This window comes from Pantoea sp. AS142, from assembly GCF_037152305.1.
Classification (GTDB): Bacteria; Pseudomonadota; Gammaproteobacteria; order Enterobacterales; family Enterobacteriaceae; genus Pantoea.
Map to the genome: position 1 here is coordinate 34,144 of NZ_JBBCMO010000010.1, position 15,903 is coordinate 50,046.

Here is a 15,903-nt window from a genome sequence, read left to right on the forward strand (position 1 = left end):
GGCGAAAACGGGTGGCCATCCTCATAAAAAGAAAGCGGGCACCCGACAGAGCGGCCAGAAAATAAGTTTTACAACGTCAGATATCTTCATTTTTTATTTTCTCTGGAGAACCCGGATTAAACACTCATTCACGGAAAACGCTCGGCAAGACAGGCATAACATCCCTGTTTTGCGTTGTGAATATGGATATAGCTCACTGACGTGTCGTCGAAAAAATGATGCAGAAGCACTTCTGCAGCCGCGCCTTCGCAGCTATCAGCATGTAACATCAGATGGTTTTCACCAAAGGCCCTTAATGAAAGGAGCCTGGCACCAATAGATTCCGGTATTTTATTGGTGTATACCCCTTGCTCATTACATCCTTCCCACACATAAATTGCATGAGAGCCGTGGTAGGGAGTGTCAGCTGGCTGATAGGTATGATTAATCAGAATCGCTGTTTCACCGGCAGAAATATCTCGCAGCGAAATTCTGTCGGGATAACCGGGATAGCTATCGACACTTATTCTTAGAGCCCCATGTTGCTTTAAGTAGTGTTCGCCCTGCCCAAAAAGATGAGTGAACGGTTCCGGATTAAGCCCGGAAATTCTGAATCCCATATTCGCCTCCCGTGATTGTTAGCCAGACAATACCTTTTAATTTACAGGAACCGCTCGCTGTTTTCGGACAGGGAAATGCGTTTGTTGCCTGAAGTTTTGTTACTGCCGTTGGCTACTTTTTTTGTGTAAGCCTCTCAAGAGATGACAGTTAACCTCAGATCAACGCATAAGAATTCTTTTTATTTTGTAAGCTTAGGCTTGATCGGATAAAACATCTGCTTTAGCGTTCATACGGTCTGTATGTGACACTTACGTGCAATCGCTTTATGAGAAGTACTGTTGAAGAATGTAAACCTTTATTTAGCTTCACAGCTACATAACAAGCAATAAATCCGCTTATTATGAAAAATAAATCTTGATCGAAGTAAAACGCATCCCAGGATTTTATCTGCTGGAGGATATGTCAGGGCAAGATCGCCTCTGAAACGTAAAGTAACCACCAGCATGGCAGTAAGTCTCCCGCAAAGCCTGGATAGAGTTTATTTTTCTTGATCCCTTTATTTCAATAGTCCTTTTGACTAATGCCGGCAGGGTGATGTTCAACGGTAGGAGGATGAGGAAAAGAAGGCTGCCAAACGAAGCACTACTATATATATGACAGCCACAGAGGTACAGGACGGAACCTTCAGGAATTACCTCAAAACGCTACACAACATCACAATAAAGCAGGTTAAAAAAACGCCCATACAGCGGGCGTAATCGAATAACGATTAAATATCAGGATTACATGACTTCAATCAGCGAGGTCGCACTCACGAGAAAGAGTATAGGGATTGAATAAGAAACCAAAACTCAACAGATTTAATAGTGGCTCGGATTATTTTGATTAAAATCAAATTTAATTAAAAAAACGACTTACATTTGGGGCAAAAAAGGGCATCTGATATTCAAGGGAGAGGAAAGGGGACAAGTTAATGTTTAACTGTCCCTGTTTGATCAGTGAAAAAATCATTACCGGTTGATATTTAAGGTTTTTATTAAATATCAATAAATTGCTTATGGCGCGCTTAATAAAAATGAATAAAAAGCTTTCTCATAGTACTCGGGTATCCCAGGCCTGGGGCGCAAACAGATAGCCTTTGTTACGGATGGTTTTAATGCGGAACGGCTCGGTGGCGCTGTCATGCAGTTTTTTTCGCAGCCGGGAGATGGCTACGTCGATGCTGCGGTCAAGGCCGTCATAGCTCACCCCACGTAACGTTTTAAGCAGCGCATCCCGGTTAAGTGTCTGACCCGCATGGCTGGCGAGTACCCAGAGCAGGTCGAAATCTGCGGTTGAGAGGGCGATCTGCTCGTCAAACAGCGTCACCTGCCGGTTCAGGGCATCAATGTTCAGCGAGCCAAAGCGCAGCATACGGTTGGCGGCAGGCGCGCTGGGCGCATCTTCTGGCTGCCCCTGCTGGGACTGACGCAGATGCAGACGCAGACGGGCCAGCAGCACCGCCGGTGGCGTGGTTTTCAGGATGTAATCCTGTGCACCCATCTCCAGGGCCAGAATATGGTTCATGTCGCTGTCCAGTGAGGTGAGCAATACGATCGGCCCCTGCCAGTTGGCCCGAAGGTCACGGCAGATGGTCATGCCATCTTTACCCGGCAGCATGATATCCAGCATCACCAGATCGGGCTGCTGTTCCGCTATCACCGCTTCAGCACGGTCGCCGCGGGTCTCGACAATCACTTCAATATCGTGACGACCCAGATAGGCCGCAATCAGCGAACCCACTTCGGGTTCATCTTCTACATAAACGATTTTGTTCATAGTTCACTGAGCAGAGAGAGATAGGGATAAAAGCATATCTTTTCCTGGTCCTGACCTCTACGCTATCGCACGAAATATCCGTGGCTTGCTGGTATATAACCGGCAAAATGTGCAATCATTAGCGCGGCCTTTTAGCGCCAGGTTTGGGATATTGATGATTACCATGAGGAGCGTTAGTGTGTCTGATAAAGAGCTGGCATCAGCCATATACCCTGACCGAATCTGCTTCAATTACAGTGACTTTCTTTCCTCTTCCTGCAAAAAACGTTGGAGCTTCGTCGATGCTATTTATGGTGTGATGCCGATATTTGGCATGGTGACACGAAAATCGGCAAACCGTTTACAGGGCAGTAACGATCCGTTAAAAGAATTAGCATTACAAATCATTTCCACTCAGGTCAGTGACGAAATTAACATTGCGCGCCTGATTACTCTCGCAGAACAACAGCAGATTAGTCGCTTTGATATCCAGCTCCCTTATCCGCTATCAGCGGAGCAGCTCGACGCGATTCATTATGAATATTCTAAGCCGCTGAATCTGACACAGCAGGATGACCTGCTGTGCGTTTCGATTCCGGTGACGTCACACTAAGTCGTTAACTGCCATACGGCGGGCAGCGTCGCAGCAATCAGTAATCCCATTGCAATCCGCTCCAGAGAGGTCAGTGCCACATCTGCGCGTCCGCCGCGTCTCGCATACAGAAACAACATCAGGCCCGGTGTATAGAGCACCACAGACATCATCAGGTGCAATGGTCCAGAAGCGTAGAGCAGCCAGATGCCATAAAGACTTGCACCAATACCTGTTGCCATCGCCAGCGGCTTATGTTGTCCACGAACGACTTTGATCAGATATAACCCCACCAGCAGATAGGGAATCAGGATCATTTCCGAGGCGATAGTCAGCAGATTGTTGTAGTTAGCTCCGGTCAGGGCAATTAAAATCAGGCAGACCTGAATACTGCCATTAGTTAGCCAGAGCGAGGCTGCCGGTGCGTTATGGCGGTTTTGCCGGGCGATACTGCGCGGAAACGCGCCCTGTTGCGCGGCAATCAGCGGCACTTCAGCGGCCATAATCGTCCAGCTCAGATAAGCACCGCACACTGAGATAATCAGGCCCACCGCAATCACCGCATCGCCTCCATTGCCCATCAGTCGGGTCATCAACCCAGCCATGGAGGGATTACGCATTTCTGCCAGTTCCGCACGTGGAACCACTCCCAGCGACAACAATGTCACCAGCAAATAGACCAGCAGTGCGGCCAGCACGGCGAGCAACGTAGCGCGGCCCACATCCTTTTTATGGCGCGCGCGTGCAGAGACCACTACCGCACCTTCAACCCCGATAAAGACCCACAGGGTGATCAGCATGGTCTGCTTAATCTGCTCCCAAAGCGGTTGTCCCAGTGTGATACCGGAAAAATCGAAGCAAAAGCGATCATAGTTGAATGCCATCACCGCCAGCACAATAAACAGCATCAGCGGTACCAGCTTACCTAGCGTCGCCATCAGATTAATGCTGGCAGCAGTCTGCACGCCGCGCAGTACCAGCAAGTGAACCAGCCACAACAGTACGGAGGCCCCCAGCATCGCCTGCCAGGTGTTGCCATCACCGAAGATAATCTGGTCCGGCGTATCGGTGAAGAAGCTCAGGGCAGAGAAGACAATCACCAGATAGGAGACGTTGGCAATCACTGCGCATAACCAGTAGCCCCAGGCAGAACAAAAGCCCATCAGTTCGCCGAACCCGGCGCGGGCGTAGGTAAATATGCCACCGTCCAGTTCAGGCTTAAGGCGGGTCAGTAGTAGCATCGCCAGCGACAGAAAGATAATGCCGACGCCGGTAATCAGCCAGCCCAGCAGCAGCGCGGCCGGACCGGCCACGGCGGCCATATTTTGCGGCAGACTGAACACGCCTGCACCCAGCATTGAGCTGAGCACCAGCGCCGTCAGCGCACCAAGACCTAATTTTTTCTCCAAAACAACCTTCCCGCTAGCATATATGGCTGGGTGAATCGAATTTTATCACTGAATTATCGCAGGGCAGCAGCAGAATACAGAGACAATATCCGGTCAAACAGGCGGAGGATTTTACGGAGTGTAATAGGGGATAGCAATGCGTGACTATGCAAATCAGCGCAGGAATTATGCAAACAGCAGGGCGGCTGGTGCCGCCCCGAGGGGATTACTTAAACAGGTCAGCAGTAACGGTGAGGTTACCGCCACTCTGATTCTGCCATTGGCGGGTCACGTGATAGAACTTCGCGCCTTTATCTGCCGCACGCTTAGCCACTTCTTCAGAAATAGCGGTTGGCGTACCGAAGTGACCGGTGAAGGTGACGGTATCGAACGGCTGCATCTGCGCGGCAGTAATCGCGTTGACTTCCTGTACAGATTTACCGTTTGGCAGATTCACCGTGTAGCGTTTGCCGGTTGAACTCTGGGTTTCAAAGAAACGGCCAACCTTATTGCTTGGGGTCTCAGAAGAGGCTACGCCAGGAATTTCAACTTTAGCTGCCGCTGCGCCGCCTGAGGCCAGAGCCGCTTTACCGGCATCTGAATCGGCAGGAATAGCATTCGGTGTCTGAACGATGCGCTCTTTAGCATCCACTTTGTAGATATAGGCAGTGACATACTGATTGCCGCCGCTGTTGGCGTCGATCTGGCGAATAATAAAGAACGACGCTGCACCTTTTTGTTTCGCGGCTTTTGAGATCGCATCGTTGACATCCGGCTGGCTGGCAAAGAAGCCGCTGACCGAAACGGTATCGAACGGTTCGAGTTTGTACGCTTCTGCTTTTGGCAGTTCGTTAACGCCGTTGAAGCGACGGTAAGTCGTTGACTCTGTGGCTGCCGGGGCATCGGCTTTATAGAGGTCAGCCGTCACGCGCCAGTTACCGCTGTTGCCATTACTGTCATTGATTGCCTGGATGTAATAAGAGGCAGCGCCCATCTGATCTGCACGCTTAGAGACCGCATCGGCAGCGTCGCCAATTGCGTTGAAACGGCCGGTGATATTAATACGTTCGAATGGCTTCAACGCGGCCGCTTTTTCTGGCGTTAACTCCTGCGCAGCGAATGCGTTGGCTGCCAGCAGGGACAACAAAGTGGACGCCAGAATAGTGTTCTTCAGCTTCATAAAAATAATCCTTCGCCTTACGCAAAAATGAGTACGAAAACGTGCTGGACTCTTGATGTATAACAGATTAGCCGCTGATTATTGCATGTTATAAACAGACTGTCGCAGCGATTTTTTGTGCCAGATCGCGTTATTCAACCATGATTTTTTCATTTGTTTGTCATCAAATGCAGTTATGGGCAGTTTTGGTGACGATTACCACTAAAAGCGGTAATGATTAGCGATAAAATAGTTAATTTGCTGTTAAATAAAGGTTTTTATTGATGGCTAATTCGTCCTTATGCCAATATCCCTGGTAGAATATCTGCCGGTGAGGCTGTTTTGCAGTGGGATAACGCAGGATTTTTAGCAGAACGCTGAATAATTGGGTGAATCTCGGAACTCTACGTTACCACTATAGATCGCCCATCATATTTTCAGTAGGTTATAAACACTTTGAAATATGTGCATTTCGACTATAAGCAGCTGAAACAGCGTTTCAGTTGCGCTGTCGTAGTGCAGATACGGGCCATCATCCTTTAACCGATGAAAGGAAACACTATGTTAATTGGAATACCCAAGGAAAGGTTGCCAAACGAGTCACGCGTGGCCGCCACGCCGAAGACCGTGGAACAACTTATCAAGCTGGGTTTCAGCATCACCCTTGAGCATGACGCGGGTAAATGCGCCAGCTTTGATAATGAAAGCTATATTGCAGCCGGTGCCACACTCAGCGACAGAGAGCAGGTCTGGCAGTCCGATATCGTGCTAAAGGTGAATGCACCGGATGACGAAGAGATTGCGCTGACGCGCGCGGGCAGCACGCTGGTCAGTTTTATCTGGCCCGCACAGAACTCTACATTGCTGGAAAAACTGGCCGCGCGTCAGGTCACGGTAATGGCGATGGACTCAGTACCGCGAATTTCTCGGGCGCAGTCGCTGGATGCTCTGAGTTCCATGGCGAACATCGCCGGTTATCGTGCCATTGTCGAAGCAGCCCATGAATTTGGCCGCTTCTTTACCGGTCAAATCACCGCGGCGGGTAAAGTTCCACCAGCAAAAGTGATGGTGATTGGTGCCGGTGTTGCCGGGCTGGCAGCGATTGGCGCAGCGGGCAGCCTGGGCGCTATTGTCCGGGCGTTTGATACCCGCCCCGAAGTCAAAGAACAGGTGCAGAGTATGGGCGCCGAATTCCTTGAACTCGACTTTGAAGAGGAAGCGGGCAGCGGTGATGGCTATGCCAAAGTCATGTCCGATGCTTTCATCAAAGCGGAGATGGCGCTGTTTGCCAGTCAGGCCAGAGAAGTGGACATTATTGTCACCACGGCGCTGATTCCAGGTAAACCCGCTCCGACACTCATTACCGAAGAGATGGTCGCCAGCATGAAGCCGGGCAGCGTGATTGTTGACCTGGCGGCCCAGACTGGCGGCAACTGTGCCCTGACCATCGCAGACCAGGTTACCGTGACGCCTAACGGCGTAAAAATCATCGGTTATACCGATCTGCCCAGCCGTCTGGCGACACAATCCTCCCAGCTTTACGGCACCAATCTGGTCAATCTGGTCAAGCTGCTGTGTAAAGAGAAAAATGGCGAAATCCAGATTGATTTTGAGGATGTGGTCGTGCGGGGTGTTACCGTAGTGCGTGATGGCGAAATCACCTGGCCAGCACCGCCGATTCAGGTTTCCGCCGCGCCACAGGCAGCACCTGCAGCCGCGAAGCCGTCAGAGAAGGTAGAGGCAAAACCGATCTCACCGTGGCGCAAATATCTGCTGATCGCCCTGGCTATCGTGCTGTTTGGCTGCCTGGCCAATGTGGCGCCTGCCGATTTCCTCTCCCACTTTACCGTGTTCGCGCTCGCCTGCGTGGTCGGTTATTACGTGGTCTGGAACGTCAGTCATGCGCTACATACGCCGCTGATGTCCGTAACCAATGCTATTTCCGGCATCATCGTCATCGGTGCAGTGTTGCAGATGGGCCACGGAGGCTGGGTCACCTTTATCTCCTTTATTGCCGTGCTGATTGCCAGCATCAATATCTTTGGTGGCTTTACCGTCACCCAGCGCATGCTGAAAATGTTTCGTAAGGGGTAACACATGTCTGGCGGATTAGTCACTGCAGCCTATATTGTTGCTGCGATTTTGTTCATCTGTAGCCTTGCTGGTCTCTCACGTCATGAGACCTCTAAGCGGGGTAATATTTTCGGTATCAGCGGTATGGCGATAGCGTTGATCGCCACTATCTTTGGTCCGGACAGCGGTAACGTGGTCTGGATCCTGCTGGCGATGGTAATTGGCGGCGCGTTCGGCATTCGTCTGGCGAAGAAAGTTGAAATGACGGAAATGCCGGAGCTGGTGGCGATTCTGCACAGCTTTGTCGGCCTGGCCGCGGTACTGGTGGGCTTCAACAGTTATATCGACCATGCGCCTGGCCTGCCAGCGGTGATGGAGAATATCCATCTCAGCGAAGTGTTTATCGGTATCTTTATCGGTGCCGTTACCTTCACCGGCTCACTGGTGGCGTTTGGTAAGCTGTGCGGCAAAATGTCCTCACGCCCGTTAGCGTTACCGCATCGTCACAAGCTGAATCTGCTGGCGCTGGTGGTCTCGTTCCTGCTGCTGCTGTGGTTTGTTAACACCAGCAGTAGTGCGGTGCAGGTGTTTGCACTCTTGCTGATGACGGTAATTGCGCTGGCGTTTGGCTGGCATCTGGTCGCATCGATCGGCGGTGCGGATATGCCGGTCGTGGTGTCGATGCTTAATTCCTATTCAGGTTGGGCAGCAGCTGCGGCCGGTTTTATGCTGAGCAACGATCTGCTGATTGTTACCGGTGCGCTGGTGGGATCGTCCGGTGCCATTCTCTCCTACATCATGTGCAAAGCGATGAACCGTTCGTTCATCAGCGTGATCGCGGGCGGGTTTGGTACTGAAGTCAGCAGTGGCGATGAAAGTCAGGAAGCGGGCGAACATCGTGAGATCACGGCTGAAGAGACCGCAGAGATGCTGAAAGCGTCAAGCTCGGTGATCATCACGCCAGGCTACGGCATGGCGGTGGCGCAGGCGCAGTACCCGGTAGCGGAAATTACCGCCCGACTGCGTGCGCTCGGCATTAAAGTGCGTTTCGGTATCCATCCGGTGGCGGGGCGTCTGCCGGGCCACATGAACGTGCTGCTGGCAGAAGCCAAAGTGCCTTATGACGTGGTGCTGGAGATGGATGAGATCAACGATGACTTCAGTGAAACCGATACGGTGCTGGTAATCGGCGCTAACGACACGGTCAATCCGGCGGCGCAGGATGATCCGCGCAGTCCGATTGCGGGCATGCCGGTGCTGGAAGTGTGGAAAGCGCACAACGTTGTGGTGTTCAAACGCTCAATGAATACCGGCTATGCCGGGGTGCAGAATCCGCTGTTCTTTAAAGAGAATAGCCAGATGCTATTTGGCGATGCTAAAGCCAGCGTGGAAGCGATTCTGAAAGCACTGTAATAAAAACGGGCGGCTAATCAGCCGCCCGTTTTCCTGGGGAGAATTAATCTTCCTCATCATCAAGATCAATGGGTGATTTAAAATCGTCAGGCTTAAGCGCCAGCAGATCGCAACGCAGGTGGTCAATCACCTGTTCCGCCGTATTGCCCAGGAAGGCTGCCGACAGGCCGGTTCGCCCAATGGTCCCCAGCACCACCACACCGGCACCCAGATGCGCCGCCAGATCGGGGATCACCTCTTCCGGCAGGCCCTTAGCCACGTGGGTGAACTCTTCGCCAATCGAGAACTTCTGCCGCAATGCTTTCATTGCGACCAGATGCTGACCGCGGATAGCATCGTTGTAGACGCTGGGATCAAAATCGGGCAGTTCAATAGCAATATTAATCGGGGTAATGGGGTAAGCGCCGACCAGATGTACTTCGGTCTGATTCACTTTTTCCGCCAGTTTAACCGTTTCACGAATCAGTTTCTGATTGAGTCCATCGTGATGCGGCTCTTCGCTGGCAAGATTGACCGCTACAATGGCTTTACCGCCTTCCGGCCACGGCTGATCTTTCACCATCCACACCGGACACGGGCATTTACGTAGCAGATGCCAGTCAGTCGGGGTGAAAATCACTGACTCAAGACGGTCATGCTGGTGCGCCATCTTCAGCACAAGGTCATGCTGATGGGCGAGCACTTCCTGAATAATCGCTTCATAGGGCCGGTTGTGCCAGATCACTTTGATGTCAATCACAACACCGGCATCAAGATAGGCGCGGGCCTGCTCCCGGATCCATTCGGTACGCTGGCTGATCACGCCCTGACGCATCGACGCACGCTCATCCGGCGAAAGCAGGGTGGTCATTTCATATGAGAAGTCATAGATAGGCAGGAAAGCTTTAATTCTTCCGCCAATACGTTGATTCAGATAGACCGCACGGCGCAGCGCGGGCTGATCGTCTTGCTGGGCATCAATGGCGACCAGGATATGTTGATACTGGGACATGTGGCGTTCTCCTTAAACCAGAGCGGCTGGAATAAAGATAGCCTATGTTACACAGCGGAAAAAGTGAAAAAGTTGTTGCCGGATCAACAAAATAAGATTTATTGATCCGGCTGCAAATCAAGCGGCCTGGTGGCTCTGACCGGCTAACTCTTCAAGAAGAGGATGGTTTTCAATCGTGATGTACTTGCCTTTGACGGCCAGCATACCGGACTTCTGAAAACGACCCAGCAGGCGGCTGATGGTTTCAACCGTCAGGCCCAGGTAATTACCGATGTCGCCACGCGTCATAGTAAGGCGGAATTCACGCTGTGAAAAACCGCGCTGGCCGAATCGACGGGAGAGATTCCAGATAAACGCCGCCAGGCGCTCCTCAGCATTTTTCTTCGACAGCAGCAGGATCATATCCTGATCGCCTTTGATTTCACCGCTCATCAGACGCATCATCTGCTGACGAAGGGCCGGCATTTTGCCCGACAGATCATCCAGCGTTTCGAAAGGGATCTCACAAACCATCGCCGTTTCCAGCGCCTGCGCAAAGCTGGGGTGGCTCGAACCCATAATCGCGTCAAAGCCCACTAAATCGCCCGCCAGATGGAACCCGGTGATCTGCTCATCACCCTGTTCGGTAATGGTATAGCTTTTAATGGTGCCGGAGCGAATCGCATACAGTGACCGGAGTTCGTCTCCTGCTTTGAAAAGCGTTTGCCCTTTCTGAATGGGTTTCTTACGCTCAATGATATTGTCGAGCTGATCCAGCTCATGTTCATTTAAAGTGAAGGGGATGCAGAGCTGACTGATGCTGCAATCCTGGCAGTGAATGGCACATCCGCCCGACTGAATACGACGAATACTGCGTTTTTCAGGGATCATAATGGTTTGCTCGACGATTATTGACTGGGGTCAATTTTAACATTTTTTGTGCTGAATGGAACTCATCCGAGCAGTTTACACCTACAAACATTATGGACGAAGCACATCACGTCAAACACTGTTGTGACGGGGTTCTCAGAACGCCGGAACATCTGACTGTCACGAAAAGTTTCCGCTTATGTGACCTGTCATCCGGTTCTCCTTTGCAAGTCGCGATCGAAAACAGGGGATGTTCCGGGGATTACAGCTTTTGCTACGCTAACAGATAAAGCCTGATTTGCATCTTCCATCAATTTTAACCAGGTGTAAGAAAACCATGAACCTTGATGACAATGATCTCTTTCGGGATGCTATGGGCGATGTCACGCCATTAAAAGACACCACCACCACCTTGTGGCTCAAAGCCCCTTCGACTAAAGCGCCACGAAAACCGCCGGGTGAATCGGAACAGGAGAATTTCCTGACGCGTGGCTATCTGGAGATTGTTCCGCTTAACACACCGTTAGAATATAAAGCCGACGGCATTCAGCAGGGTATTCTGGATAAACTTCGCAGAGGTGAATATCAGCTGGATGCCAGTCTGAACCTGTTGCGGCAACCGGTCGAAACCTGCCGTCAGGCACTGTTTAACTTTATGATGCAGGCGCACAAACAGGGATTGCGAAATCTGCTCATCATCCACGGCAAAGGTCGTGATGATGAATCACATGCCAACATTGTGCGCAGCTATCTGGCGCGCTGGTTAAGACAGTTTGATGACGTACAGACCTTTTGCGTGGCCCAGACCCGGCATGGCGGGGCCGGGGCGCTCTATGTCGGATTGCGTAAAACAGATAAAGCGCGCCTTGAAAACCGTGAGCGGCACGCGAAGCGCAGCCGCTAACTGTGAAACTTACGTATGGTGGACATCAACACTTCGGCACTCAGGCTCAGTTCTGCGCCGGTACGGGTAATAATGCCCACCGGTTCACCCGGCCCGGACGAGTTGATTGGCAGCGCACAGACCGCGTTGTGGCTAAGATCCTCTTTAATCGCGCCAGAAGGAACGAACCAGATATAGTCGTAGCGGAGTGCCAGCTGGCGCGCCAGTGAGGTCGATGAGGTTTCAATGCAATGAGGCGGCAGGGAGCAGCGCTGTTCATCCAGCATCTGCTGCGCGATCCGTCGCGGCGCCGTACCTTCGGGCGAAATGACCACCGGCCACTGCATGGCGCGGGATAAGGTGACATTGTCACTTAAAAGCGGGTGTTCCGGTCTGACGACCAGCTTCAGGGACTCCAGAAACAGCAATTCGTAGGTCAGCCCATTCATCATGTCACTGTCCGCCATCCGGCCAATGCCAATGTCAAACTCGCCGCCGCGCAATCCCGCCAGTAACACATTGTTATGTAGCGTTGCCACCTGAATGGTGGTGTTGGGCTGCAATTGATGAAAACGATCAAGGATGCGTGGCAGCATCCCCATCGCGGCGGTGGTCAAAGCACCCAGCCGGATAATAACCGGCGCATCTCCTTGCTGCTCATTAAAACTCTGCCCGGCATGGTTCAGCGCATCAAGCACCCGCACCGCATGGGTCAGAAACTGTTCTCCCATGGTCGTCAGCTGCGCGCCCAACCGGCCTCGTTCAAAAAGACGAACGCCTGTCAGCTCCTCCAGTTCATTAAGGGTTTTAGACAGGGCAGGCTGACTCAGGCTCAGCGTCTCTGCCGCCCGGCCCAGTGTGCCTTGCTGCGCAACCGCAACAAAGGTATGTAGATGGCGCAAACGAATGCGCTGATTGAAAAGGATATTTTTTTCCATATCCTAAACTTAATGAGAATAACCGGCTTCAGGCAACTGTTTAAAATGAATTCTGTTAACTTTGCTGCAAAATTATTTTAACAAATAGAGCTTGGCCACCGCCATAATCGTTAACCCTCTGATAAAGAAAGGCTCATCATAAAACGGCGCTATAGGGCATTACCCTAAACGAACAATATATCAACAGCTTAACGGCTGAAAATTGAATAATTATCACTATCATATAAAAATCTGCCCGCTTAAGGTTAACGATCGGCTATCATTAGCGCCGTTTTTTTTACTTAAACTGATGTCAGATTTCCCTACTCCAGAGGAGTTTTCATTGACCAGCATCGAGGCGGTAGATGTCCGCCAGCTTATCAACCAGCAGGGGCTGAGCCACTGGCAAAAGCGGCTCATTGCGCTCTGTTTTATTGTGGTGGCACTCGATGGCATGGACATTGCGATCATGGGGTTTATTGCGCCGACACTGAAAGCCGCCTGGGGCGTGACCAATCAACAACTCGGGGTCGTTATCAGCGCCGCGTTAATCGGGCTGGCACTGGGTGCTATGGTCGCGGGGCCGCTCGCTGACCGCTATGGCCGTCGCAGGATGATTATCCTCAGCGTCTTCTTTTTCGGCCTCTGGACGCTGGCAACGGCCCTGTCACAGAACATTGAGCAGATGATGCTGTTCCGTTTTCTGACCGGGCTTGGACTGGGTGCGGCGATGCCTAACGTTGGCACGCTGGTAGCGGAATATGCACCTGAGCGGCGACGCGCCTTTATCATCACGGTGGTGTTCTGCGGCTTCACCTTTGGTGCCGCCAGCGGGGGATTTGCTGCATCCTGGCTGCTTCCCCGCTATGACTGGCACTCCGTGCTGCTGATGGGCGGCATTTTGCCGCTGCTGGTGTTGCCATTACTGATTCGCGGCCTGCCGGAGTCGGTGCGATTTCTCATCAGCCGTGGCGCTCCTGCTGCTTGTATTCACGCCATCCTCGACCGGATGATGCCGGGTAAAACTGCGCCCGACTGTGCGTTTCATGCACCTGAGGCCACCGTGCCGGTAAGCGGCGCGATGGGCACAGTGCTTTCACGCCGTTATCTGTTTGGCAGTACCATGCTATGGGGCGGCTATTTTATGGGGCTATTCATGGTCTACCTGATTGGCAGCTGGTTGCCGTCATTGGTCAATACCCTGGGCATGTCGGTCACTGAAGCGGCGATTATCACCGCGATGTACCAGGCTGGCGGGACGCTGGGGTCCCTGTTTGCGGGCTGGATGATGGATCGCTTCAACGCCAACCTGGCGCTGGCAGCCATTTACGGGTGTGGCGGGCTGTTTATTGTGGCACTCGGCTTTTCGCCAGCGGAAGTGGGCATGATGAGCGCGATCGCCTTTTGTAGTGGCTTCTGTTTCAACGGCGCCAATACTGGCATGAATGCCTTGTCTGCCAGCTATTATCCTACCCACGCCCGCGCAACTGGCTCCAGCTGGATGCACGGTGTGGGCCGCATCGGCGCGATTTTAAGTGCCTTTGTTGGCGCGGAAATGATGTCACTCGGCTGGTCTTTCAGCATTATTTTTCTGCTGCTGGCGATACCCGCTGTGATCACCACCTTGATGCTGCTGTTAAAAAACCGCTACGGCTTTAAGCCGATCACAGATTCGTGATTTTTTCCACTGACTCCAGCGCGTTGCATTACATTAGCAGCAACGCTTACGGTGTCAGGTGGATAAGATGGACAACTTTCTCAGCGCGGATGACATCCGCACCCGTTTCTCTCTGGCGATGTCAGCAATGTATCAGCAGGAAGTGCCGCAATATGGCACGCTGATGCAGCTGGTGGCCACGGTTAATGACCGCGCGCTGGAAGTGGATATCGCGTTAAAAGATCGTCTCACAGCCTCGGATGAGATCGGCCGACTCAACCTTGAACGTCATGGCGCAATCCGCGTTGGCACGGCAGAAGAATTAGCCACACTGCGACAGCTGTTTGCGGTAATGGGGATGTTCCCGGTTGGCTACTATGATCTCTCTCAGGCGGGTGTGCCGGTGCACTCCACAGCGTTCCGGCCTGTCAACGATGCGGCATTGCGGCGCAATCCCTTCCGGGTCTTTACTTCGCTGTTACGCCCTGAACTGATCGACGACCACGCACTGCGTGAAAAGGCGGCGGCGATTCTTGCCAGGCGCGATATTTTCACCGCCCGCTGTCGGGAGCTGTTGCAATTGCATCAGCAGCAGGGCGGATTGACCCGCGAACAGGCCACAGAGTTTGTTGCCGAAGCATTGGAAACCTTCCGCTGGCACGCCCACAGCAGTGTTGACAGTCAGACTTATCAGGCCTTGAATCAGCAGCATCGGCTGATCGCGGATGTGGTCTGCTTCCCCGGCTGCCACATTAACCATCTTACTCCGCGCACGCTCGATATCGACCGTGTACAACAACTGATGCCGTCGCGCGGCATCAATCCTAAAACCCTGATTGAGGGGCCGCCACGTCGTCAGGTGTCAATCCTGTTACGTCAGACCAGCTTTAAAGCGCTGGAAGAGCCGATCATCTTTCAGGATGGGCATCAGGGAACCCATACTGCACGCTTCGGTGAAATTGAGCAGCGAGGCGTGGCGCTGACGCCTCAGGGCCGCGCACTCTATGATCGGCTGCTCAATGAAGCGGGCAGTGGTGAGGATAACCAGCAGCATCAGCAACATCTGGCGGCGATCTTCCGTGACTTCCCCGACGACGAGACCACGTTGCGCCAGCAGGGGCTGGCCTGGTTCCATTATCGCCTGAGTGAAAAGGGCATCGCGACACCACCGGCTCAGGGTGAGTCGCTGGAAGCGCTGATCGCCGAAGGTCGTGTGCTGGCAGACCCTATCATCTATGAAGATTTTCTGCCGGTCAGCGCGGCGGGCATTTTTCAGTCTAACCTCGGTGACCGGGTGCAGGTTCGTTCGGCGGGACAGTCAAGCCGTGAGGCGTTTGAAGCCGCGCTGGGCGCTGCCGTGCTGGATGAGATGGCGCTATATGAAGAACGCCAGCAGCGATCGCTGTCACAGTGCGGCATACGCCCGGCCTGAGTTCCTCTTCGGGCAACGCCTCTGTTGCCCGCAACGCGCGCTCTGCGCCAGCTCTGCGAAGGCCAGTGGCCCTGAAGCGGGATAACGCGGGTAGTCTGCTGAAAGTAAAGCAGAAACAGAACGCTTTACTGGCCAGCGCAGGTTTACCACCGTGAGTATCTCAATTCGTTAGCCGACAGACTGATTATCCGCGGTAAAACTGCACGCGATAT

The 15,903-nt window shown here is 52.6% G+C and carries 13 protein-coding genes; 6 read left to right on the forward strand and 7 right to left on the reverse strand.

Annotated features, from left to right (window positions below):
- Positions 1-128: 128 nt before the first annotated feature.
- A complete protein-coding gene (locus WFO64_RS17175; RefSeq protein WP_337013273.1) occupies positions 129-599 on the reverse strand; it encodes a DUF1203 domain-containing protein in 471 nt (156 codons plus the stop codon).
- Positions 600-1,632: 1,033 nt separating this feature from the next.
- Positions 1,633-2,358 carry a two-component system response regulator RstA gene (gene rstA / locus WFO64_RS17180; RefSeq protein WP_337013274.1) on the reverse strand — a complete coding sequence of 242 codons (726 nt, stop codon included), beginning with the start codon at positions 2,356-2,358 and terminating at the stop codon, positions 1,633-1,635.
- Positions 2,359-2,536: 178 nt separating this feature from the next.
- Between rstA and WFO64_RS17185 the strand changes: the two genes are divergently transcribed.
- The gene (locus WFO64_RS17185) at positions 2,537-2,950 is read left to right on the forward strand and encodes a hypothetical protein (RefSeq protein ID WP_337013275.1); all 414 of its coding nucleotides are present in this window, start codon (positions 2,537-2,539) and stop codon (positions 2,948-2,950) included.
- Here WFO64_RS17185 and WFO64_RS17190 read toward each other — a convergent pair.
- Positions 2,947-4,338, reverse strand: coding sequence for a basic amino acid/polyamine antiporter (locus WFO64_RS17190; protein WP_337013276.1), 1,392 nt, complete (start codon positions 4,336-4,338; stop codon positions 2,947-2,949). The genes WFO64_RS17185 and WFO64_RS17190 overlap by 4 nt on opposite strands.
- A 205-nt stretch (positions 4,339-4,543) precedes the next feature.
- On the reverse strand, positions 4,544-5,497 hold the full coding sequence (gene ydgH / locus WFO64_RS17195; RefSeq protein WP_337013277.1) for a DUF1471 family protein YdgH: 954 nt from the start codon (positions 5,495-5,497) through the stop codon (positions 4,544-4,546).
- 540 nt (positions 5,498-6,037) lie between these two features.
- Here ydgH and pntA point away from each other — a divergent pair.
- Together pntA and pntB are read left to right on the forward strand one after the other, a co-directional pair.
- Positions 6,038-7,570 carry a Re/Si-specific NAD(P)(+) transhydrogenase subunit alpha gene (gene pntA, locus WFO64_RS17200; RefSeq protein WP_337013278.1) on the forward strand — a complete coding sequence of 511 codons (1,533 nt, stop codon included), beginning with the start codon at positions 6,038-6,040 and terminating at the stop codon, positions 7,568-7,570.
- 3 nt (positions 7,571-7,573) lie between these two features.
- Positions 7,574-8,962 (forward strand): Re/Si-specific NAD(P)(+) transhydrogenase subunit beta, encoded by a 1,389-nt coding sequence (pntB, locus tag WFO64_RS17205; protein ID WP_337013279.1) that lies wholly within the window; start codon positions 7,574-7,576, stop codon positions 8,960-8,962.
- A gap of 43 nt (positions 8,963-9,005) precedes the next feature.
- On the opposite strand, the gene uspE is transcribed toward pntB, so the two are convergent.
- Both uspE and WFO64_RS17215 read right to left on the reverse strand, forming a co-directional pair.
- On the reverse strand, positions 9,006-9,953 hold the full coding sequence (gene uspE / locus WFO64_RS17210; protein WP_337013280.1) for a universal stress protein UspE: 948 nt from the start codon (positions 9,951-9,953) through the stop codon (positions 9,006-9,008).
- Between the two features lie 117 nt (positions 9,954-10,070).
- Positions 10,071-10,823, reverse strand: coding sequence for an FNR family transcription factor (locus WFO64_RS17215; RefSeq protein ID WP_337013281.1), 753 nt, complete (start codon positions 10,821-10,823; stop codon positions 10,071-10,073).
- 316 nt (positions 10,824-11,139) lie between these two features.
- Here WFO64_RS17215 and smrA point away from each other — a divergent pair, with 316 nt between their 5' ends.
- Positions 11,140-11,706, forward strand: coding sequence for a DNA endonuclease SmrA (gene smrA / locus WFO64_RS17220; protein ID WP_337013282.1), 567 nt, complete (start codon positions 11,140-11,142; stop codon positions 11,704-11,706).
- Here smrA and WFO64_RS17225 read toward each other — a convergent pair.
- Positions 11,703-12,623: a LysR substrate-binding domain-containing protein gene (locus WFO64_RS17225; RefSeq protein ID WP_337013283.1), complete on the reverse strand. Its 921-nt coding sequence runs from the start codon at positions 12,621-12,623 to the stop codon at positions 11,703-11,705. The two genes, smrA and WFO64_RS17225, sit on opposite strands and share 4 nt — an antisense overlap.
- A 322-nt stretch (positions 12,624-12,945) precedes the next feature.
- Here WFO64_RS17225 and WFO64_RS17230 point away from each other — a divergent pair, with 322 nt between their 5' ends.
- Complete coding sequence (locus WFO64_RS17230) at positions 12,946-14,280, forward strand: MFS transporter (protein WP_337013284.1); 1,335 nt, start codon at positions 12,946-12,948, stop codon at positions 14,278-14,280.
- Positions 14,281-14,347: 67 nt separating this feature from the next.
- The gene (gene hglS, locus WFO64_RS17235; RefSeq protein WP_337013285.1) at positions 14,348-15,691 is read left to right on the forward strand and encodes a 2-oxoadipate dioxygenase/decarboxylase HglS; all 1,344 of its coding nucleotides are present in this window, start codon (positions 14,348-14,350) and stop codon (positions 15,689-15,691) included.
- Positions 15,692-15,903: the final 212 nt, after the last annotated feature.